The 22,129-nt window shown below is 30.4% G+C and carries 15 protein-coding genes; 1 reads left to right on the top strand and 14 read right to left on the bottom strand.

Annotated elements, in window-relative coordinates:
- Positions 1-130 precede the first annotated feature (130 nt).
- From SPM_RS02580 to SPM_RS02565, 4 genes are all read right to left on the bottom strand, one after another.
- On the bottom strand, positions 131-1,807 hold the full coding sequence (locus tag SPM_RS02580) for an MATE family efflux transporter (RefSeq protein ID WP_004028078.1): 1,677 nt from the start codon (positions 1,805-1,807) through the stop codon (positions 131-133).
- 107 nt (positions 1,808-1,914) lie between these two features.
- On the bottom strand, positions 1,915-2,169 hold the full coding sequence (locus tag SPM_RS02575) for a hypothetical protein (protein WP_004028077.1): 255 nt from the start codon (positions 2,167-2,169) through the stop codon (positions 1,915-1,917).
- Between the two features lie 99 nt (positions 2,170-2,268).
- Positions 2,269-4,425: a PTS fructose transporter subunit IIABC gene (locus tag SPM_RS02570; protein ID WP_004028076.1), complete on the bottom strand. Its 2,157-nt coding sequence runs from the start codon at positions 4,423-4,425 to the stop codon at positions 2,269-2,271.
- Between the two features lie 188 nt (positions 4,426-4,613).
- Positions 4,614-5,522: a type I phosphomannose isomerase catalytic subunit gene (locus tag SPM_RS02565; protein WP_004028075.1), complete on the bottom strand. Its 909-nt coding sequence runs from the start codon at positions 5,520-5,522 to the stop codon at positions 4,614-4,616.
- Positions 5,523-5,635: 113 nt separating this feature from the next.
- Between SPM_RS02565 and SPM_RS02560 the strand changes: the two genes are divergently transcribed.
- Entirely contained in the window at positions 5,636-6,130 is a 495-nt protein-coding gene (locus SPM_RS02560; protein ID WP_004028074.1) for a hypothetical protein, read from the top strand.
- Here SPM_RS02560 and SPM_RS02555 read toward each other — a convergent pair.
- From SPM_RS02555 to SPM_RS02515, 10 genes are all read right to left on the bottom strand, one after another.
- On the bottom strand, positions 6,120-7,133 hold the full coding sequence (locus SPM_RS02555) for a DUF3137 domain-containing protein (protein ID WP_004028073.1): 1,014 nt from the start codon (positions 7,131-7,133) through the stop codon (positions 6,120-6,122). The genes SPM_RS02560 and SPM_RS02555 overlap by 11 nt on opposite strands.
- A gap of 60 nt (positions 7,134-7,193) precedes the next feature.
- Positions 7,194-7,808: a LemA family protein gene (locus SPM_RS02550; RefSeq protein ID WP_004028072.1), complete on the bottom strand. Its 615-nt coding sequence runs from the start codon at positions 7,806-7,808 to the stop codon at positions 7,194-7,196.
- Between the two features lie 111 nt (positions 7,809-7,919).
- Entirely contained in the window at positions 7,920-9,110 is a 1,191-nt protein-coding gene (gene tuf, locus SPM_RS02545; protein WP_004028071.1) for an elongation factor Tu, read from the bottom strand.
- Positions 9,111-9,228: 118 nt separating this feature from the next.
- The gene (gene fusA / locus SPM_RS02540; protein WP_004028070.1) at positions 9,229-11,307 is read right to left on the bottom strand and encodes an elongation factor G; all 2,079 of its coding nucleotides are present in this window, start codon (positions 11,305-11,307) and stop codon (positions 9,229-9,231) included.
- 21 nt (positions 11,308-11,328) lie between these two features.
- Positions 11,329-11,796, bottom strand: coding sequence for a 30S ribosomal protein S7 (gene rpsG / locus SPM_RS02535; protein ID WP_004028069.1), 468 nt, complete (start codon positions 11,794-11,796; stop codon positions 11,329-11,331).
- A 25-nt stretch (positions 11,797-11,821) separates the two neighbouring features.
- Positions 11,822-12,244, bottom strand: a complete 423-nt coding sequence (gene rpsL, locus SPM_RS02530) for a 30S ribosomal protein S12 (RefSeq protein WP_004028068.1) — start codon at positions 12,242-12,244, stop codon at positions 11,822-11,824.
- Between the two features lie 135 nt (positions 12,245-12,379).
- Positions 12,380-16,132: a DNA-directed RNA polymerase subunit beta' gene (gene rpoC, locus SPM_RS02525; protein WP_004028067.1), complete on the bottom strand. Its 3,753-nt coding sequence runs from the start codon at positions 16,130-16,132 to the stop codon at positions 12,380-12,382.
- Positions 16,133-16,146: 14 nt separating this feature from the next.
- Positions 16,147-20,055, bottom strand: coding sequence for a DNA-directed RNA polymerase subunit beta (rpoB, locus tag SPM_RS02520; protein ID WP_004028066.1), 3,909 nt, complete (start codon positions 20,053-20,055; stop codon positions 16,147-16,149).
- 122 nt (positions 20,056-20,177) lie between these two features.
- Positions 20,178-20,333, bottom strand: a complete 156-nt coding sequence (locus SPM_RS06670) for a hypothetical protein (protein ID WP_004028065.1) — start codon at positions 20,331-20,333, stop codon at positions 20,178-20,180.
- Positions 20,334-20,396: 63 nt separating this feature from the next.
- Positions 20,397-22,058 carry a hypothetical protein gene (locus tag SPM_RS02515; protein ID WP_004028064.1) on the bottom strand — a complete coding sequence of 554 codons (1,662 nt, stop codon included), beginning with the start codon at positions 22,056-22,058 and terminating at the stop codon, positions 20,397-20,399.
- Positions 22,059-22,129 lie beyond the last annotated feature (71 nt).

Below are 22,129 nucleotides of genomic sequence, written 5' to 3'. Positions count from 1 at the left end.
TTTTATTAAATTTAGTTTAGCCACTTTTATACCCGTTTTATTACAAAATAATTATATCATACATTCCCTGTTTTTTAGTATCAAAATAAAAAATAACATTATACACAAAAAATAAAAAAATGCAAAAGTTTTACATTTCTTTCACATTTCTTTTTATTTTTTTTACTTTATTATCAAATTCTGTAATATGCTTAGTTTCTGTTAAATTTTTTACCCATTTTTTTCGTTTTAAAATAATTAATGCTCAAATTGCTTTTAAACTGTCCACTGATTGCATAATTAATACAATATAAATGATATCTAAATTTGAAGTAAAAATTAAAATTGCTAATAATGGCACTGGCACTAATCATGTAAATAAAGCATCTAAAGCAAAGGCATTCATCACAGCACCACCCGTTCTAATAATGGCATAACTTGTCGCAGCAATCATTAAACAAGGATATCATAATCCATACGCAAAAAGCATTCAGTGAGTAATTCTAAAGGTTTCTGGCGTATTATTTGCAAACAATAACTCTGGTAAAAATCATCTCCCTGCAATTAAAATTAATCCCGCAATAATTCCAACTAGAAAAGACAAAATAACTAAATGTTTACCATTATATTCTGCTTCTTCTAAATTATTAGCGCCTAACCGACTGCCAACTAAAACTGAAGTTCCAGCAGCAAATCCATGATACAATGGCGTATACAACGCAGCAATAATTGTTGAAAAAATCGCATTTGCTGTTAAAGCATCTAAACTATAATATGCTCGTAATTTAACTTGTACTACCATTCCGACCGATCAAAAAATTTCATTTAAAACAATTGGTCAAGCTTTTTGAAATGCTCGTTTTGCAACATAACCATCAAAGTATCATCAATTTCGAGGAATAAATTTGTACCGTTTATATGAAAATAAAACTATTATAAAAGTAAGTTGCAAAACACGTGAGGCTGAAGTAGCAATTGCTGCTCCTTGTACACCAATTCCATTAAAATTTGGAATAAAATTTGGTTCAATTAAAAATGGATTCATAAAACAATTTGTACTTAAAGCAATAACTGAAATTCATACTGCTAAACCTGCTCGGCCAGTTTCACGTAAAGTTGTAATAAATGCAATGTTAATTGCTAGCAAGGGATACGATAACGCAACTATTTTAAAATACTCTGCACCTTCTAATGTTGAAATTGATGCTGCTCTATATTCAAAATATTTAAATCACTGCATTGCTAAATCTTTATCTTCAGGTTTTAATTGTGCAACTATTTCAGGACGAGGAGCATATTTTGGTGTTGTAGTAAAACTAATCATTTCATAACCGCAAACCTGGGATAAAATTAAGACAATAAAACAAACGATTAAACAAACATAAATTTTTAATAATGTCACTTGTTGTAATTCTTTATACTTTTCAGCACCATAATATTGTGCATTAAAAACACCAAAACCATAACAAATCCCACTTAAAATTGCAAACATAATGAAATAGAGTTGATTTGAAGCAGCAACTCCGTTAATTGCTAATTGTCCTGCTGTATAATGATACCCAACATAATTTCCTAAACCCCAACTGTCTCAAACTGCTTTTACATGATAAACATTATCTGCTCCAAAAATATATTTAATCTCGTCAAATAATTCTTGATAACCACGGATATTTTTTTGAATTGAACTGGCAAAAAAATTATCAACTAAGTCTGTTGATTCCATAATAATTTCTTGTAATGTTGCTAATAAAATTAATACTAATGCAGTTGCATATCATTTTTTTGAGGCAAAAAATTTTGGATGTTTTCTGCCTTGTGCTTTTATCATTGTATCCCCCTTTTGTATAATAAGTCAAAATATCCTGGAAATATTATAATATAAAAAAATATGATTTTTATTTTAACTTATTTTTTTTATAAAATTACAATCGAACATTAATTATTATCCTTATCTTGGTTTTTATTTTTATTCTTTTTTACTACTTTTTGTTTTTTATGTTTTTTCCTTGATTTACCAATTTTTTGCCACAAACTTTCCAACTTTTTATTTTCACTATGATTTGCAATTTGGTCAGTTCTTCGTTTAAAAAAAAGGACTAATCCAATTATAAGCATTAAAATTACTATTGAAATTAATAAAGCAGCTCATCATGGAAGAACATCAAATAATGATTTTACTAGCAAATTCATTGCCTTGTCCTCCTTTTATATTAATATTTTTCATTATACACAAAAAATAAAAAGATTAATAATTGTTATTATTAATCTTTTTTAATTTGGGTTTGATGATTATTTTTTTGTTATATGTTGGTGTTGCTGTTCTTTTTTTACTTTTTTAGGATTTTTGTTAGCAACTACTTTATCAGTATGTTTTTTTAGTACAAATTGTTTCATTGAAATTGTTTCACCAGTACGTTTTTTATCTACAATTTGTCAAAAACCATACATAAAGGCGGTAATTAAAGCCCCAATAAGCATAAATAAGAATGCTAATAATGTTCATCCTCAAGCACCAGCTCATCCATAAACTCCAGCATCACCATTACCACGACCTAATGCTGATAAGAATCCAACAATTGGACCACCGTGACCAGCTAAATCAGCAATTCCTACTGCACCAGCTAAAGCACCGGCAATTGCTGAACCAACAATGTTACTTGGAATAACACGTTTTGGATCATTAACTGCAAATGGAATTGCTCCTTCTGAGATTCCAATACATCCCATAAAGAATGCTGTTGAACCCATTGTGCGTTGTTCTTCATTATAGAATGGTTTAAAGATTCATGTTGCAATTCCCATTCCCATTGGTGTATAAATTTTTGAACCAATTAAACCTGTACATGCTAAGAATGCAACTTTATTAATTGGACCACCCATATCAAAGCCAGCCATTGCTCCGATCAATAGTCCGAAACCTAATCCAATTGCTACATTAGCAGCATTTGAAGTATTACCTCATGTTCGTGAAATTCAATCTTGGAATTTACCCATTACTCAACCAACAGTTGAACCAATCACAAACATCATAATCATTCCATAAATAAAGCCAACAACAATTGGAATAAAGAAGATTGGCATTACTGGTTTTAACCCTTTTGGAACATTTCAAGTATTAATTCATTTAACAGTATATCCAACCGCTAATCCAGCTGCAATTGCCCCAACGAATCCAGTTGGTGTATTAACTGCTTCAATTCCTGGTAAAGGATAAAAGTTAGCAGCATTATTTCCAATAAATGAAACAACTAAAGCTGGGGCAATTGCTGAGCGACCAGCAATTGAATTAGCAATAAATGCTCCTAAAATTGGAATCATTAATGTAAAGGCTGATACACCTATAACATTAAGATAATAGAAAAAGTTTTTTGGGTCAGTTAATGGGTCAGTATAAAATATTTCTCCTCAATGTGCTGTTTTTCCACCAGCATCAGGAATTCAGCCCATTCCTTTTAATGAACCGTGAAAATTCTCATAGTTAGGACCATAAATTGCTTTTGCTAATCCTAATGAAATAGCAATAAAAATTCCTCCCAAAATAACAATTGGAGCCATATATGAAACACCAGCCATTAAGTGTTTCATTACTCCAACTTTTTGGTTATTACCATTAGAACCCTTCGTAATGAATTCTCCAGTTGATTGTACTTTTCCTTCTTTTAGAGCGGCATTAATTATCCCCTCTGGGTCTTTAATTGCTTTTGCAACTGGACAGTTATAAACTTTTTTTCCACTAAATCTTGCCATATCAAGCCCAATATCCGTTGCAGCAATGATTACTTCGGCTTCTTTAATTTCTCCCTCCGTAAAATCATTGCGAACTCCTTCAGCTCCATGAGTTTCAACTTTAATGTCGTATCCCATTTTAGGAGCAGTTTGGTTTAGCTTATCAGCAGCTAAAAAGGTATGAGCTACTCCTGTTGCACAAGCTGTCATTGCTAAAAGCAACGGTTTTTTACCACTTGGAGCAGTTTGGTTGGCACATTCTTCTTTTTCAATCCCAGTTAATAATGCTGCTTGAATTTTTGCTTTGTCTGTCTCAACTTTCATTGCTTTTTTAAAATCTTCATCCATTAATTTTCGTGCTACTTCACTTAAAATTCCTAAATGAATTTCTCCTGATTTAGCTTCAGGAATAATTAAAGCAATTGCAACTTTTGTTGGTTTTCCATCCATTGCATTTCAGTCAACATCATTTTTAAAACGAATAAATAAAACCGCTGCTTTTGTAACGGCGCTAATTCGTGCATGAGGAATCGCAAAACCATCTTCAAAACCTGTTGAAGATTCTTTTTCTCGGGCCTCAAAACCTTTAACAAGTTCATTGCGGTCAGAAACATATCCAAGCTCTTCAGCTAATGAAGCAAGTTCTAAAAAAGCTTCTTCTTTAGTTTTAGCTGTTGAATCTAAAATAATATGTTTTTCATTAAAAATGTTATTATACATATAGTTTTTTCTCCTTCCATATATAGTTTACTATTTTAAAATTAAAACTCAATAATTTTATTAAAAAAAATCTATTTTTAAATATAAAATGGAATTTTTTTTCTATAAAATTACCACTTAATAACAGTTGTCTTTCTAATCTCAATTTAAAAAAGGACAAAAATTAAAATTTTTGTCCTTTTTTAAATTTATCTTTTATAACTTAATAATGCTTTACCAGCAACATTTATTGTTATCTTTTGTGCTAATTCTACAATTATTGCTGATTCTCCTGCCAAAAGTTCTGTTGTTCCAATTGCTATTTTTCCTTCAACAACTGTTATTTGCCCTCATTTTATACTAGTTAAATCAAGTTCTTGTGTTTTTGTTAATAAATGTAATGTAAAATATTCATTATCAATTAAAATTCCTTCATTTCGATGAATAACTTGGTCAGTTGTATCAGGAACTGTTGTTACATCAAAACATTCTTGTAAATGAAGGGGACGAAAGTTTCCATCTTTATCAGCACGATCAAAGTCATAAAAACGATAAGTTATATCTGATGAACGTTGTAACTCAAAAACTGTTACGCCTGGGGTAATGGCATGAACTTTGCCAGGAGGAACATATAAAAAATCACCTTTTTGCACTTTTACTTCTGTAAATAATTGTGCCCAGGCCTTTTTTTCAACCAATTGAATTAATTCAACTTTTGTTTGCGCATAATGTCCATAAATCATTTTAGCATCAGTCGGACAATCAAGAATATATCAACATTCGGGTTTACCTAACATTTTATTATGTTTTAAACTATATTCATCATCAGGATGAACTTGAACGGATAAATAATCATTTGCTGTAATAATTTTTGATAATAAAGGAAATTCTTTATCTGTCGTACCAAAATATTCCGGATGATTTGCAAAAAATGTTTTTAATGATACTCCTGCTTCTGAACCATTTGCAATATAACTCATTCCATTGTCTAATGCACTAATCACTCACGCTTCACCATACAAGTCATCTGTTGGTAATTGAAAACCAAAGTCGGCTAATTTCCGTCCTCCTCATAAACGTTCTGAAAAATATGGTGTCACTTTAATTACTTTATACATAAATGTCCTCCTCAGTTTTTCTATTATATTAAACCATAAAAAATGAAAAAATAATATTATCATTAAAATTTATAGTAAGATATATTCAACTAATAAAATGATTGGAGACAACAATGGAAATTATTCGTATTCGAAGTTATCTTAAAAAAATTAAGTGACATTTATTATGGCTTTTTGCTGCATTAGGTCTTGTAACAATTATTTTTATAATTATTTTCTTAGCATTAAAAAACATTTCATCACAAGATAAGTTAATTTATTGTTCAATTTTTCTTGTTGTTAATTTAATTATATTATTTATTAATTATTTAATTATTAAAAACCCCTTTATTTTTTCAAAAATTTATTATTATGACAATGAAAAAAATCGATTACGTTTGAGTTTATACTTTTATTTTTTTGTTTTAATAATTACAATTGTTTTTTTCTTTTTAACTTTAATTTCTATCCAACTAATTTTAAAAACAACTTTTAGTCTTGTAATTAAGCAATTGTGATATGTTGGCTTAGGATATGCTCTCTGAAGTTGTGCAATTATTGGTGGATTTAATACCATTAATTTAATTATTTTAAATAAACCAATTCCACCACAAAAATCTACTGCTTAAAATCATACACTAAAACTCATTGCAAAACAGTCAATAATCATTCAACATCTTGTTGAATAACCTCAATAATATTTGTCAAAATGTCTTGATAAGTTCCAATAAAATAAAATCCAAGTAATCGTCCTTTGGGATCATCAAAACTATTAACAAAATAATTATCAAAAACAATTGTTAAATATCCATCATCAAAGTGCATCGTTGGAATTTTTCTTTCTTCTTTTGCTAATTCAATTAAATTAACTATTACTTTTGGAGTTAATAATTTTCGTATTAAAATTTGGTCATTTGCGTTAACAGCAAACATCTTTTCAAATTCTGTTGACTCTAATGTTGTATTATCTCTTGTTTTAAAAATTTTTAAGAAGGTTTGCATTGCTTTAATTGTAGCAACTAATCCTGGCATTTCTTTAACATCAAGTGTTAAATATGGATATCGCGTATAAATAATTTCTTCATCTTTCCCTCAACCAATTACTTCGCGCCGTGTTAATGTTCCAAATGAGTAATTAATATTATTTTCATAAAAATTAATGACATAGTCTTCTTTAATATCTTTCGTATTGGGCACTCCCATATGTGGAAAAAGATTAAATTTTTGAGTAATAGTAGCAATTTGATACTGTTTTTTTGTCAAAGCATTAAGTCCAATTTGATAAAATTTCTCAAATGGTAATTCCTGCATAATAATTTTTTGTAATTTTGCTGCTTGATAATACTTTGTAAATAACCAAATTCCTAAACTTAAAGTAACTAAACTACTAAGAATTAAAATAATTTTACCAGCAATACCTATTCCTAATAATCCTTTTAAAAAACTAAGTGGCATTTGCATAATTATTGCTAATAGTAAAAATCATAAGAAAAAAGTAATAACAACTAATATAAAATTTAAAAAAATATATCGTTTTTTAAAATATTTAAAATTAAGATTTTTTAATTTATGTTTTTGCATTAATAATTGAAAATCATGTTCAACAATTGTTTCTAAATCTGATTTAATCATTTTTATTTTATCCTTTTATATTTTTTTAATTAATTAAAAAATAGAATTAAACCAAAATAATTATTGGCCTAAATCTATTTTAACATCTTGGCGGTCAGCAACATTAGCTTCAAAGTATAAGAATGTACTTAATTTTAATGAACTTGCCGCAACATTTGATGGCCATGTTTTTAAACTAGCATTAAAGTCACGAACTGCTGAATTATAAAAACGTCGTGCAGCTGCAATATTATCTTCACAATCTCTAATTCCTGCTTGTAATTCAATTACACTGTTATTAGCTTTTAAATCTGGATAATTTTCTAATAATACATTAATTTTACCTGCTTGGCTTGTAACAGCATTATTAATTTGATCTAATTCCTTAACATTTAAGTTTTTATTTGCTTGACTACGCAATTCTACAACTGCTGATAAAGTATCTTTTTCATATTTCATATATTGTTTTGTGCTATCAATTAATTTTGTTAACATATCAACTCTTCGTTTTAATTGAACATCAATATCAGAAGCTGTTTCTTCAATTTTTTCTTTATTTCTAATTAAATTATTTCTTGATAAAATAAATAAGAAAATTGGGATAATTAAAAGAAATGAAATGTATACAAAGAATTTTCCTCAAAAACTACTTGTTGCTGGAACTTCTGCATTATTAACTGTTGGATTATATCCCATTGTTACTACTCCTTTCAGAACTTACTTAATATTATATAAGAAAAAAATATAAAAACAAGATTAATTCTATTAATTAAAAAATAACTCAAAGCGAGTTATTTTTTAATGTTATTATTTACTAATTGAAACAACTGTTCCGGCACCAATTGTACGTCCACCTTCACGAATTGAGAATTTTGTTCCTTCTTCAATTGCAACTGGGGCAATTAATTCAACTGTCATCTCAACATTATCCCCTGGCATAACCATTTCAACACCACTTGGTAATTTAATTGAACCTGTAACATCAGTTGTACGGAAGTAAAATTGTGGACGGTAGTTTCCGAAGAATGGTGTATGACGTCCACCTTCTTCTTTTGTTAAAACATAAACTTGTGCTTTAAATTCTTTATGTGGTTTAACTGAACCTGGTTTAGCAATAACTTGTCCACGTTCAACATCACTACGATCAACTCCACGTAATAAAACCCCAACATTATCTCCAGCTTTAGCATCATCTAATAATTTTCTAAACATTTCTAAACCTGTTGCAACAACTTTTTTAGTTTCGCTTTTTAATCCAACAATTTCAACTTCTTCATTAACTTTAACAATTCCACGTTCAACACGACCTGTTGCCACTGTTCCACGACCTGTAATTGTGAAAACATCTTCAACTGGCATCATAAATGGTTTTGCAGTATCTCTTTCTGGTTCAGGAATTCATTCATCAATTGCATCCATTAATTCCATAATTTTTTCTTCTCATTGAGCATCACCTTCAAGAGCTTTTAAGGCTGAACCTCTAATAACTGGTGTTTTTTCTCCATCAAAACCATATTCACTTAATAGATCTCTAACTTCCATTTCGATTAAATCCATCATTTCAGTATCGCCATCCATCATATCACATTTGTTTAAGAAAACAACCATTTTTGGTACACCAACTTGTCTTGATAATAAGATATGCTCTCTTGTTTGAGGCATTGGACCATCTGTTGCCGCAACAACTAAAATTGCACCATCCATTTGCGCAGCACCAGTAATCATGTTTTTAACATAATCGGCATGTCCTGGACAGTCCACATGCGCATAGTGTCTTTTATCAGTACGATATTCAACGTGTGAAGTATTAATTGTAATTCCACGTTCTTTTTCTTCAGGAGCTTTATCAATATTGTCATATTTTTGGGCTTCTGCAAATCCTTTTTTAGCTAATACAGTTGTAATAGCTGCTGTTAAAGTAGTTTTACCATGGTCAACGTGGCCAATTGTTCCAACATTTACGTGTGGTAAACTTCTATCAAATTTTTGTTTTGCCATTTTAATCTTTTCCTCCTATATTTTTAATTAATAGACAAATGTCATAACTATTGTAAATTAATTCTTTTTACTTTGCAATCTTTTTTTAGTAATGGTAGATTAAACCATTTTGTAATAATTAGTCTGTTGATTTTCCTACTTTTTTAATAATTTCTTCAGTAATTGACTTTGGCGCTTCTTGGTAATGTGAAAACAACATTGTATAAGTTCCACGTCCTTGCGTAAAACTTCGTAAGTCAGTTGCATATCCAAACATTTCTGATAATGGAACTTTTGCCTTTACAACTTGGGCATTTCCACGTTGATCATTTCCTTCGATTTGACCACGACGTGAAGATAAGTTTCCCATTACATCCCCATAGTATTCTTCTGGAACAGTAACTTCAACAGCCATAATTGGTTCTAAAATAACTGGTTTACATTTTTTAGCTGCTTCTTTTAATGCTAAACTAGCAGCAAACTCATAAGCCATTTGTGATGAATCGACATCATGGTATGACCCATCATATAATGTTGCTTTAATATCAATCATTGGATATCCTGCTAATTTTCCTGTTTGCATTGATTCTTCTAATCCTTTTTTAACTGAACCAATGAATTCTTTTGGAATTTTTCCACCAACAATTGCATCAACAAACTCAAATCCTTTATCATGATTTGGTTCAAACTTGATTCATACGTGTCCATATTGTCCACGTCCTCCTGATTGTTTAATGTATTTTCCTTCCACTTCAGCACTATCTTTAAATGTTTCACGATATGAGACTTGCGGTGCTCCAACATTGGTTTCCACTTTAAATTCACGTTTCATTCGGTCAACTAAAATATCCAAGTGTAACTCACCCATTCCAGCAATAATTGTCTGTCCTGTTTCTTCATCTGTTCATGTTCGGAAAGTTGGATCTTCTTCTGCTAATTTTTGTAATGCTAAACTCATTTTTTCTTGGTCAGCTTTTGTTTTTGGTTCTAAAGCTAAGTTAATAACTGGTTCTGGGAAAACCATTGATTCTAAGATGACTTCGTTTTTCTCATCACAAAGTGTATCTCCCGTTGTTGTTAATTTTAAACCAACTGCTGCTGCAATATCACCAGCATACACTGCTTCAATTTCTTCACGATTATTAGCATGCATTTTTAACAAACGACCAATGCGCTCTGTTTTATCTTTTGTTGAGTTTAAAACAGAACTTCCTTTTTTTAACACTCCTGAGTAAACACGAAAGAATGTTAATTTTCCAACAAATGGGTCTGTCATAATTTTAAATGCTAACGCTGAAAATGGTTCACTATCGTCAGCATGACGTTCAACTTCGGTTCCATCTTCTAGAACACCTTTAATTGATGGAATATCAAGTGGTGAAGGTAAATAATCAATTACCCCATCCAGCATTAATTTAACTCCTTTGTTTTTAAAAGCACTTCCACAAAAGACTGGGAAAAAATCACCAGTTAATGTTGCAGCACGAATTGCACTTTTAATTTCTGGAATCGAAATATCATTCCCATCCAAGTATTTTAACATTAACTCTTCATTAAAGTTAACCGCTGCTTCAATTAATTTCATACGGTATTCTTCAACTAAGTCTTTTAAATCATCTGGAATTGGAATTTCTTTTGCTTCTTCGTTTGCTGCGCCATCATAATGATAAGCTTTTCGTTCAACGATATCAATAATTCCTGTAAACTGATCTTCAGCTCCAATTGGAATTTGAACTGGATGGGCATTAGCTTGTAAACGGTCATGAATTGTTTTTACTGAGTATAAAAAGTCAGCTCCAATTTTATCCATTTTATTAACAAAGACAATCCGTGGTACACCATAAGTTGTTGCTTGACGTCAAACCGTTTCTGTTTGGGGTTCAACTCCTGATTGCCCATCAAGGACAGCAACTGCCCCATCTAATACTCGTAATGATCTTTCTACTTCAACAGTAAAATCAACGTGTCCTGGAGTATCAATAATATTTAAACGCATATTTTTTCAAAACGCCGTTGTTGCTGCAGAAGTAATTGTAATTCCACGTTCTTGTTCTTGAGCCATTCAATCCATTTGACTAGCTCCATCATGGGTTTCACCAATTTTATGAATTTTACCAGTATGGAACAAGATGCGTTCTGTTGTTGTGGTTTTTCCAGCATCAATATGTGCCATAATTCCAATATTTCTCGTATTTTCTAGAGAATATTCTCTTGCCATTTTTCTTTTCCTTTCTATTTTTTATCAACGATAATGAGCAAAAGCCTTATTAGCTTCCGCCATTTTATGAGTATCATCTTTTTTCTTAACTGCTCCCCCAATTCCATTTGAAGCATCAATAATTTCATTTGCTAAACGATCAATCATACTTTTTTCATTACGTAATCTTGCATAATTAATTAATCATCTTAATCCTAATGTAACTTTCCGATCTTCATTTACTTCGATTGGAACTTGGTAATTAGCTCCTCCAATTCGGCGAACTTTTAATTCTAAATGTGGAGTAATATTTTCAATTGCTTTATTAAAAATTTCTAACGGTTCAGTCTTTGTTTTTTCTTTAACAATATCAAATGCTCCATATAAAATTGTTTGAGCAACTCCTCTTTTTCCATCAATCATAATTTTATTAATTGCACGCGTTACTAATTTTGAACTATAAATTGGATCTGGTAAAACATCTCTTTTCTCTGCTTGGTGTTTACGCATCGTAATAATCCTCCTTTCTGTTTAATTAAGCTTTTGTAGCTTTTGGTCTTTTTGTTCCGTATAGTGATCTTCCTTGTTGGCGTTTATTAACCCCAGCAGTATCTAAAGTACCACGAATAATATGGTAACGAACCCCTGGTAAGTCTTTAACCCTTCCCCCACGGATTAATACAACACTATGTTCTTGTAAGTTATGTCCTTCACCAGGAATATATGCTGTTACTTCCATTCCGTTTGTTAAACGAACACGAGCATATTTTCGTAACGCTGAGTTCGGTTTTTTTGGGGTCATTGTTGCAACCCTTGTACAAACACCTCTTTTTTGTGGTGCCGTAACATTAGTAGGTTTTTTTTGTAAAGAGTTTAGCCCTCTGTTTAAAGCAGGAGCTTTTGTTTTTCACACTTTATCTTTACGTGGTTTACGCACTAATTGATTAATTGTTGGCATTAAACTTTCTCCTTTCTGTTTCACATACCCGAGTGTATCAAAGAATACAATCCATATATAATATTACATAAAACAAAAAATTAAGTCAATATTTATCCGCAATATTCCCAAGAAAAAAAAGACCATATGGTCTTTTTAATATTCTTCAGCTTTCGCTGCAATTCCGGCCGTAATAATATCTTTTGGATTTTTTAACCCTGTTCCAGCTGGAATTAAATGTCCTAACATAATGTTTTCTTTTAATCCTTCTAAACAATCAACTTTGCCTTTAATAATTGCTTTAACCAATACTCGTGTTGTATCTTGGAATGACGCTGATGATAAGAATGATTCAGATTCTAATGGCGCTTTTTTAATTCCAAAAATAACATGTTTTGCCGTTGGCGGTTTTTTCATTGAACGAACAGCGTTAATTGTTTCATTGCGATAACGTTTAACCGTTACAATTTCCCCTGGTAATAATTCAGTATCACCAGCATCAATAATTTTAACTTTATTCAACATTTGTTTAATAATAATTTCAATATATTTATCAGAAATTTCAATTCCTTGTAAACGGTAAACTCGTTGCACTTCTTTTAAAATATAATTATGAACATCTTCAATTTTGGCAACTTCTAATAATTCTTTAATGTTAATTGAACCTTCAGTCAATTTTTGACCACGAACAACTTTATCACCAATTTTGATTCTTAAAACAGCATTATATTGTGTTTTATATTTTCGTTCATCACTATCTGATTTAACATAAATTGTATGAATTCCACCTTCATCACGAATGTCACTAATTTTTCCATCAATTTCAGAAATAACAGCAATTGATCCTTTTGGTGTGGTTACATCTAATAATTCTTTAATCCGTGGTAACCCTTGGGTAATATCAGCTCCCCCAGCCACACCACCAGTATGGAATGTTCGCATTGTTAACTGTGTCCCTGGTTCACCAATTGATTGCGCAGCGATTGTACCAACTGCTTCACCAATTTCAACTTCCATTCCTGTTGCAAGGTTTTTTCCATAACAACGTTGACAAACACCTTTTTCTGCTTCACAAGTTAAAACAGAACGAATAATAACTTCCTTAATATCATTATCAACAATTTTTCTACTATCTTCTTCGCTCAATAATGTATTAGCAAGAATAACTTCACCATTTTTTAATTTAATATCTTTTAAATTATAGCGACCAACTAAACGGTCAAATAATGGCACAATAATATTAGCATGTTTTTGTTCAATAATATCTGATACAACAAAACCACGACGAGCATTACAGTCCTTCATTGTAATAATAATTTCTTGCGAAACATCAACTAATCGTCTTGTTAAATATCCCGAGTCAGCTGTTTTTAAAGCAACATCCGCCATTCCTTTTCGCGCCCCATGGGTTGAAATAAAGAATTCTGACACTGTTAAGCCTTCACGGAAAGAAGACTTAATTGGTAATTCAATAATATCTCCTTTTGGATTATTCATTAATCCCCGCATCCCAACTAATTGGGTAAAGTTTGAGACATTTCCCCGTGCACCTGAATCCGCCATCATAAAGATTGGATTTTTTGGGTCTTCACGTAAAACATGTTCTAGTTCAGTTTGAATGTTATCTTTAACTTTTGATCAAACGCTAATAATACGGTGTTGTTTTTCACGACTTGTTAACATTCCCATTTTAAAGTAATCATTAATTTCTTTTACTTTTTGATCTGCCGCTTTAAATTCTTCGTGTTTTTTGTCGTATACTTTAACATCGCCTGCTGATACTGTTACACCCGATTTCCCTGAATATTTGAAACCAAGGTTTTTCATGTTATCTAACATTTCAGCCGTCTTATTAGCTCCATATTGTTTAAAGTAGCGATCAATAATATTTGATAAATCTTTTTTCTTAAACGGTGGATTAACTTTTCAAGTAGCTAAGTATTCAACCAAGTTAACATTGTCTTTAATTAATGAGCGCGCTGGTAATGCTGTTAAATTTTCAATATTAGGTTCATTTAAGTATGGAAACTCTTCTTTAAAAATTTGATTAAAAATAATTTTTCCTGGTGTTGTAATAATATAATCTTTCATTTGTTCTGAATTGAATTTTTTATTTACAAAACCAGCAACAGGGATGGCAACTAAAGCATGCAAAGCGACAGCTCCAGTTTCATATGCAATAACAGCTTCATTTAAATCTTTAAAGATTGTTCCTTCTCCTAATTGTCCTTTTTCTTCATAGGTTAAATAGTAATTCCCTAACACCATATCTTGGGTTGGTGTAACAATTGGCTTACCATCTTTTGGACCTAAAATATTTCGACTTCCTAACATTAAACTTCGTGCTTCAGCAACTGCTTCTTCTGTAATTGGTACATGAACCGCCATTTGGTCACCATCAAAGTCAGCATTAAAAGCAGTTGTTACTAATGGATGTAATCTAATTGCTTTCCCCTTTACTAATTTTGGCTCAAATGCTTGAATTCCTAATCGGTGTAAAGTTGGTGCACGGTTTAATAACACTGGCCGACTTTTAATAACTTCTTCTAAAACTTCTCATACTTTATCGTCTTGATTTAAAATTAGTTTTTCCGCAACTTTAATATTTGCTGCTAAACCATCTTTAACTAATTTGCTAATAACAAATGGTTTAAATAATGTAATGGCCATATCACGTGGTAATCCACATTGATACATTTTTAAGTCAGGACCAATTGCAATAACTGAACGTCCTGAATAGTCAACTCGTTTCCCTAATAAATTTTGACGGAAACGACCTTGTTTCCCTTTTAAAATACTTGTTAATGATTTTAATGGGCGTTTATCTTTTCCAGTTACTGGTCGCGCTTTGCGTTCATTATCTAATAAAGCATCAACGGCTTCTTGTAGCATCCTTTTTTCATTATTAACAATAACACTTGGTGCCCCCATTGCTTTAACTTTTTTTAATCGTTCATTTCGAATAATAATTCGACGATATAAATCATTAATCTCTGATGTTGTAAAACGACCACCATCTAATTGAATAATTGGGCGAATATCAGGCGGAATTACTGGTACTGCTCGTAAGATCATTCATTCTGGTCGTGAACCTGATTTTTTTAACGAATCTAAAACTTCTAAACGTTTCATTAATTTATTTTGATCCAATTGTGTTTTTTTATCTTTTAAATCTTGCTTAATTTTTTCAATTTCATCATCAATGTTTAAGTTTTTTAATAATACTTCCACCGCTTCTGCGCCAATTCCAAAGCGTGCATTAGTATGACGATTAATGAATTGGGCACATTCATCCATTGAAAATGGTAACGAAGTATTTTTTAAATATTCGATCATTGTTTCTCCCACTTCATAAGCAATTGTGTCAGGTTCTAGTGTATCCAAAATTTCACATAATGTTTTTGTTAATCGTTGACGTGTTTGGGCTGATGTTTTAGCATTTCCTAAATCTAATACCATTTTTTGTTTTAATGATTTTGCATCACCAGCATCTAACACAATATATGAAACAAAGTAAACAACTTCTTCAAGTTCTTTTGTCTTCATATCTAAAATTAAAGCAATCCGACTTGGTGCTGCTTTTAACATTCAAATATGTGTCACTGGTTCTTCTAATTCAATATGTCCCATTCTTTCACGACGAACAATCGCTTCAGTAATTTCTACACCACAACGTTCACAAATTTTTCCCTTATTTTTTGATTTTTTGTACTTCCCACAAGCACACTCAAAATTCTTGGTTGGGCCAAAAATCTTTTCATCAAATAATCCATCACGTTCTGGTTTTAATGTTTTATAATTAATTGTTTCTGGTTTTTTTACTTCCCCAAATGACCAACTGCGAATATCATCGGGGTTTGCTAAGCCGATTTTAATCATACGATTATTTTTTTCATTATTTTCAATCATTTTTTTCTTCCCCCTTAATCTAATTCATCTTGATCATTAATTTCATCAATCTCATTGTCAATGTCATCAAGTTCATTATCATCTAAGTTATCTACCAAATCAAAACTATCTTCAACTTTAACAAAGTCCTCTAAATGTTCTTTTTTTTGTGGTTCACGATTAGTACTTAAAATAAAATTATCAATATCAAATTCATCTTCAAATTCATCACAATCTGTTAATAAATCTTCATCAACATAATCTGCTTCATCATAACTCTTAATATTTTTAATATTTCCTTTTTCATCAATCATATGAATATTAAATCCTAACCCTTGGATTTCACGAGTTAGCACATTAAATGATTCTGGAATCCCTGGTTCTGGAATCTTTTTATCTTTAACAATTGATTCATATGCACGTGTTCTTCCTTTAATATCATCAGACTTAATTGTTAAAATTTCACGCAATGTATGGGCTGCACCATATGCTTCTAATGCTCATACTTCCATTTCTCCAAAACGCTGTCCCCCATTTTGAGCTTTTCCTCCTAATGGTTGTTGCGTAATTAATGAATATGATCCGACATTTCGCGCATGTAATTTATCATCAACCATGTGTGATAATTTCAACATATACATTACTCCTACCGAAACTGGATTATCAAATTTTTCACCTGTTCGACCATCAATTAAAACTTCTTTCCCAAAGTTTTTCATTCCTGCTTTATCCATAATTTCAATTAATTCTTCATTTGTCATTCCATCAAAAACAGGCGTTGAAATTTTTTGTCCCAACTTTTTCGCTGCCATTCCTAAGTGAATTTCTAACACCTGTCCAATATTCATCCGTGATGGTACCCCCAATGGATTTAACATAATATCAACTGGTGTTCCATCTTCCATATGTGGCATATCTTCCAATGGTAAAATTTTCGAAATAACCCCTTTGTTTCCATGACGACCAGCCATTTTATCTCCTTCTTGGATTTTTCGTTTTTGAACAATATAAATCTTAATAACTTCTAAAACATCAGCTGATAATTCATATTTTTCTCGTGGAAAGCGTTTAATTGCTTGAATAATTCCTTCACCACCATTTGGAACTCGTAATGAATTATCTTTAACATTTTTTGATTTCTCACCAAAAATTGCTTGCAATAATTTATCTTCTGGTGATAATTGGGTTTGTCCTTTTGGTGTTACTTTTCCAACTAAAATATCACCTGGTTTAACTTCTGTCCCAATAATAACTAATCCATCATCATCTAAAAATTTGCGTGCATTTTCAGAAATATTAGGAATCTCACGCGTAATTTCTTCTGGTCCTTGTTTTGTTTGACGACGTTCAATTGTATATTCTTCAATATGAATTGATGTAAAAACATCTTCTGATACTAAGCGTTCTGAAACAATAATAGCATCTTCATAGTTGTAACCATTTCATGTTGTAAAAGCAACTACCACATTTTGTCCTAAGGCTAGTTCCCCTTTATCAATTGATGGCCCATCAGCTAAAACCTGTCCTTTTTCAACTTTTTGTCCTTGACGCACTAATGGCACATGGGTTAATGATGTCCCTTGGTTACTACGAACAAAAGTGTCTAAATTATAATTTTTTAACCCTTCTTTTGTTTTTAAAACAATTCTTGTTGCATCAACAAAATCAACAATTCCATCATATTGTGAAACAATTGCTAATCCCGAGTCACGAGCAGCAGCATATTCAACTCCTGTTCCTACATATGGTGAATTTGGCGCAATTAAAGGAATTGCTTGTCGTTGCATATTGGCTCCCATCAAAGCACGATTGGCATCATCATTTTCTAAAAATGGAATACAACTTGTTGCAATTGAAACAATTTGTTTTGGTGAAACATCAACATAGTCAACATCATTTCGTCCGGCAATAATATTTTCTCCTTGGAAACGTGCAACCACTTGTTCATCTAAAATTTCACCCTTATCACTTAAACGAATATTAGCTTGTGCAACAACATAATTTTTTTCTTCATCCGCTGTTAAATAATCATTTTCCATGGTAACTTTGCAACCAATAACACGACGATATGGTGTTTCAATAAATCCATATGAATTAATTTTGGCATATGTTGCTAAGTTATTAATTAATCCAATATTTGGTCCTTCTGGTGTTTCAATTGGACAAATACGGCCATAATGTGAGTAGTGAACATCTCGGACTTCTAATCCAGCACGTTCTCTTGATAGTCCTCCTGGCCCTAGGGCTGTTAATCGACGTTTATTTGTTAATTCAGCTAAAGGATTTGTTTGATCCATAAATTGTGATAACTGTGATAAATTGAAAAATTCCCCAATAATCGCTGATAATGGTTTATTATTAATAATATTTGAAGGTTTCATTTTAAATAAATTTGAAGTTGACATTTTTTCTTTAACATTTTTTTCAATTCTTAGTAATCCAATTCGAAATTGATTTTGTAATAATTCCCCAATTGTTCGGACACGACGATTTCCTAAATGGTCAATATCATCAACTTCCCCAATTCCATCTGTTAAATTTAATAAATATGAAAATGTTGCCAAGACATCAGGAACTGTTACATATTCATCAGTTGCATTAGGATCAATTCCAATAATATTTGCCACACGAGAACGAACTTCATTATCAACATATACTTTAATTTTTTGGATTTTATTAGAACAAATAATTTCATCACTAAATTTAACTTCTTGTAAACAAGCACCTGCTTTTAAAATTCCTTTTAACTTGTTAATAGCTTCTTTATCCATTAAAGTTCCTTCGGTAAAAACAACTTTACCATTTACATCTTTAATGTCTTCAGCTAATATTTTGTTATAAATTCGGTTTTCAACTGATAATTTTTGAATTAATTTAAAACGTCCTGCTTTTGTTAAATCATATTTACGTTTATCAAATAATAATCCATATAAATATTTTGTCGCACCATCTGGTGTTGCCGTTTCTCCTGAACGAATTTTTTTATAAATTTCTTGAACAGCAATACTTTGGTCATATAAAATATCACCTGTATAAGGATCTAATTCGTAAGTACTTTTTACTAATTTATTATCGCCAAAAATATCTAGGGCATCTTCTTTAATAATTCCTAACGCTGTTAAGAAATTAGCAACCGATACTTTTCTAGATTTATCTATTTTTACATAAAAAACATTCTCAAATTTTTCTTCTTTTCCAACTTTAATTTTTTTATGATCTGATTCAAATTCTAACCATGTTCCTCGTGACGGAATTAAATCAACATAATAAACATTTTCTCCATTTTTACGATTTAAATCAATTTTATAATATGCTCCGGGTGAGCGAACTAATTGTGAAACAACAACTTTTTCTGAACCATTAACAATAAAAGTTCCTTTTCCTGTCATTAGTGGAAAATCACCAAAAAAGACTTCACCTTCTTTTTCAATTGTAATATCAACAATTAGTTTATCATCTAATCTTTCTTTAATTGTTACTGTACATGTTGCTATTTCATCGCCAGAATGAATATCATAATAAATAACATCAGTAGTTTTTTTTAAAATTGTAATCATATGCCCAACACGTTCTTCAATTCACGCTTTAATTAATTCGGGTTCTCCCTTAACAATTGCTTTTTCAACTTCTACATCTTTTGAATTAATTGTTAATTTTAAATTTGAATAAATTGGTGCTTCAAAAATTTTTGACTCATCTTTTGCTTGAGAAATTGTTCTTCGTGGCTCTCTAAATTCTCAATCTAACATCTCTAAAACGATATTTCCTTCATGCCCAACAATCGGAAATACCTCCCCGAACACTTCGCTAATCCCTGTTTTTTTGAATCAATCATATGTTTCAGTTTGAATTTCAATTAAGTTTGGTAAATCTAAATTCCCACTTACTTTTGTGTAATCAATTCTTTTAGCGTAATGCCCAAATTCTTTTTCTTTTAATGCCATTAATTATTAACCTCACTTTTCACAATATACGCTTATAAATTTTATATTGGTTTGAGACAAAAGTCAATTCTTTTTATTAAAAATTAAAAAAAGCATAAATTGCTTTTTTCTTCTATTAATTATTACTTATGACGATCACAAATAAAAATTTCATCATCAACAGTGCCAACCATTGCTTCTTTCATTTTCCCAAATAAAACTCCGGCAGCTCCGCCACTAACACCTTGTTTTTCTTGTTCTGCAACACATTTAAAACATTTTGGATTAAAATCCGCCATTTTCTAGACCTCCTTATATATTATTTTAATTTTACTAAAAAATAATTAAGTTGTAAAACTAAATTATTTATCAATTAAGATTCATGCTCATCATCCATATTTAACATCAATATCGCCACCATTTGAACCATAAGCTGCATAGAAAATTGAATTTGTTCGATTTAAACCAAATGTAAATGCTAAACAAAATGAACCTCGATAGTAATTGAACACAATTCGATTCTGAATGACTTCATAATTATTATTTCCAATTCAAACTGCTTTATCTTTAACTAAATTATAAAGATTAAATAACTTAAGGTCAGGTAAATTATGTGCAATTGAACTTTGTTTAAAATTATTTAATAGTTCTTTAAAAATTGCATTAGCACTACTAATGTTATTTTTAAATTTCTTAAACAATTCTTCACCAACATGAAATACACTCGTATGCTTAAAATTAATTTCATCTTTAAAGGTTGAAACTCGTTTTTTAATTTCAACTTGATAATATTTATGAAAAGCAACAATTATTTTCCCAAAATTCATTAATTTATTATCTAAACCTTGGCGACTAATTAAAATATTACTTTCAAAATTTTTACCATCTATTTTTAATGTTCCAGCTAATGGTAAACCATACAGTGAAATAAAATTTAAATTAACAGATAATCTAGCTAATATCATATGGTCATCATTGACATTAAAAATAGGTAAACTTTTTTTATAAGCTGTAACAAAATTTTCAGCAGTTAAACCGGGCGGGGTTATTCCTTCTCCTGCTCATAAGGCTGGTTGATAATTACCAATGTCAGCTGTTTCAGGTAACTGTCCTGAATTTTCAGCAGTTACGGTTCCTAAAATTAGTCGCATTAAATATTTATTACCAGTTTTATCAAAAGCAATTGCCTCTCGAATTTCTTGGTTAATTGCATTATTTTTCTTAATTTTTTCATTAAATTGTTTAATAAAAATTTTATCTAATGGTTTAACATTATTATTATAATTAATTTCAAAATCATCATAAATTGATTTGAATTCATTATTTTGATCAACTATAACATCTTCATAATTATTAAAAAAGTTAATTAAATATTTTTTGATTTTTTCAATTGATTTTTCTAAAATTTTTTTAATTTCATTTGGTTCATTTGTAACTACATAAGTAACTGTAAATGGCCGCATTTGTCTTAAAGATTTAAAACTTAAATCTAACATAAACTCATACTGAATTTGAACTGCCCGAACTCCAGTTGTTGCAGTATTAGTTAATTTATTAATTTTATCTAAATCAACATAAGTTAAAGTAAATTTATCTTCTTCTTCAAGATGATATAATGGTTTTTTCTCTAAAGTATTAAAATAATTTTGATATGTTTCACTAATTTTAACATTTAATTTTTGAAATATTTCCTTAAATTCATTTTGAAACTTTCTTAATCCTAAATTAATCTGAGCATTTGAACGGTCAAGAACAAGTGACTGATTATGTTGATTAACTAAATTATAAAACTGATTTAATTCTGGAAATTCGTTTGAATTTTTAATATTTCCATTGTTATCATAATTTGTTATCTCATTACTAATATCACTGGCAATTTTCATCCAAATTAACATATCATTTTGTAAATTTGAATTACTATAATTAGCATCACGATATTTGATCATTCGACAACTTGTAATTTTGCTAGTTATTCCAGTGATAAATAATCCGACAACACTAAAAATAATGAATAGTTTTTTCATAAATAGTTTTTCCCCTTATTTTTTACAGAATATATCCTCAGAATACATTAATTATAAAAAAAAATAAGAAA

This window comes from Spiroplasma melliferum KC3, assembly GCF_000236085.2.
Taxonomy (GTDB): domain Bacteria; phylum Bacillota_I; class Bacilli_A; order Mycoplasmatales; family Mycoplasmataceae; genus Spiroplasma; species Spiroplasma melliferum.
This window is presented reverse-complemented; position numbering and strand designations above follow the sequence as displayed.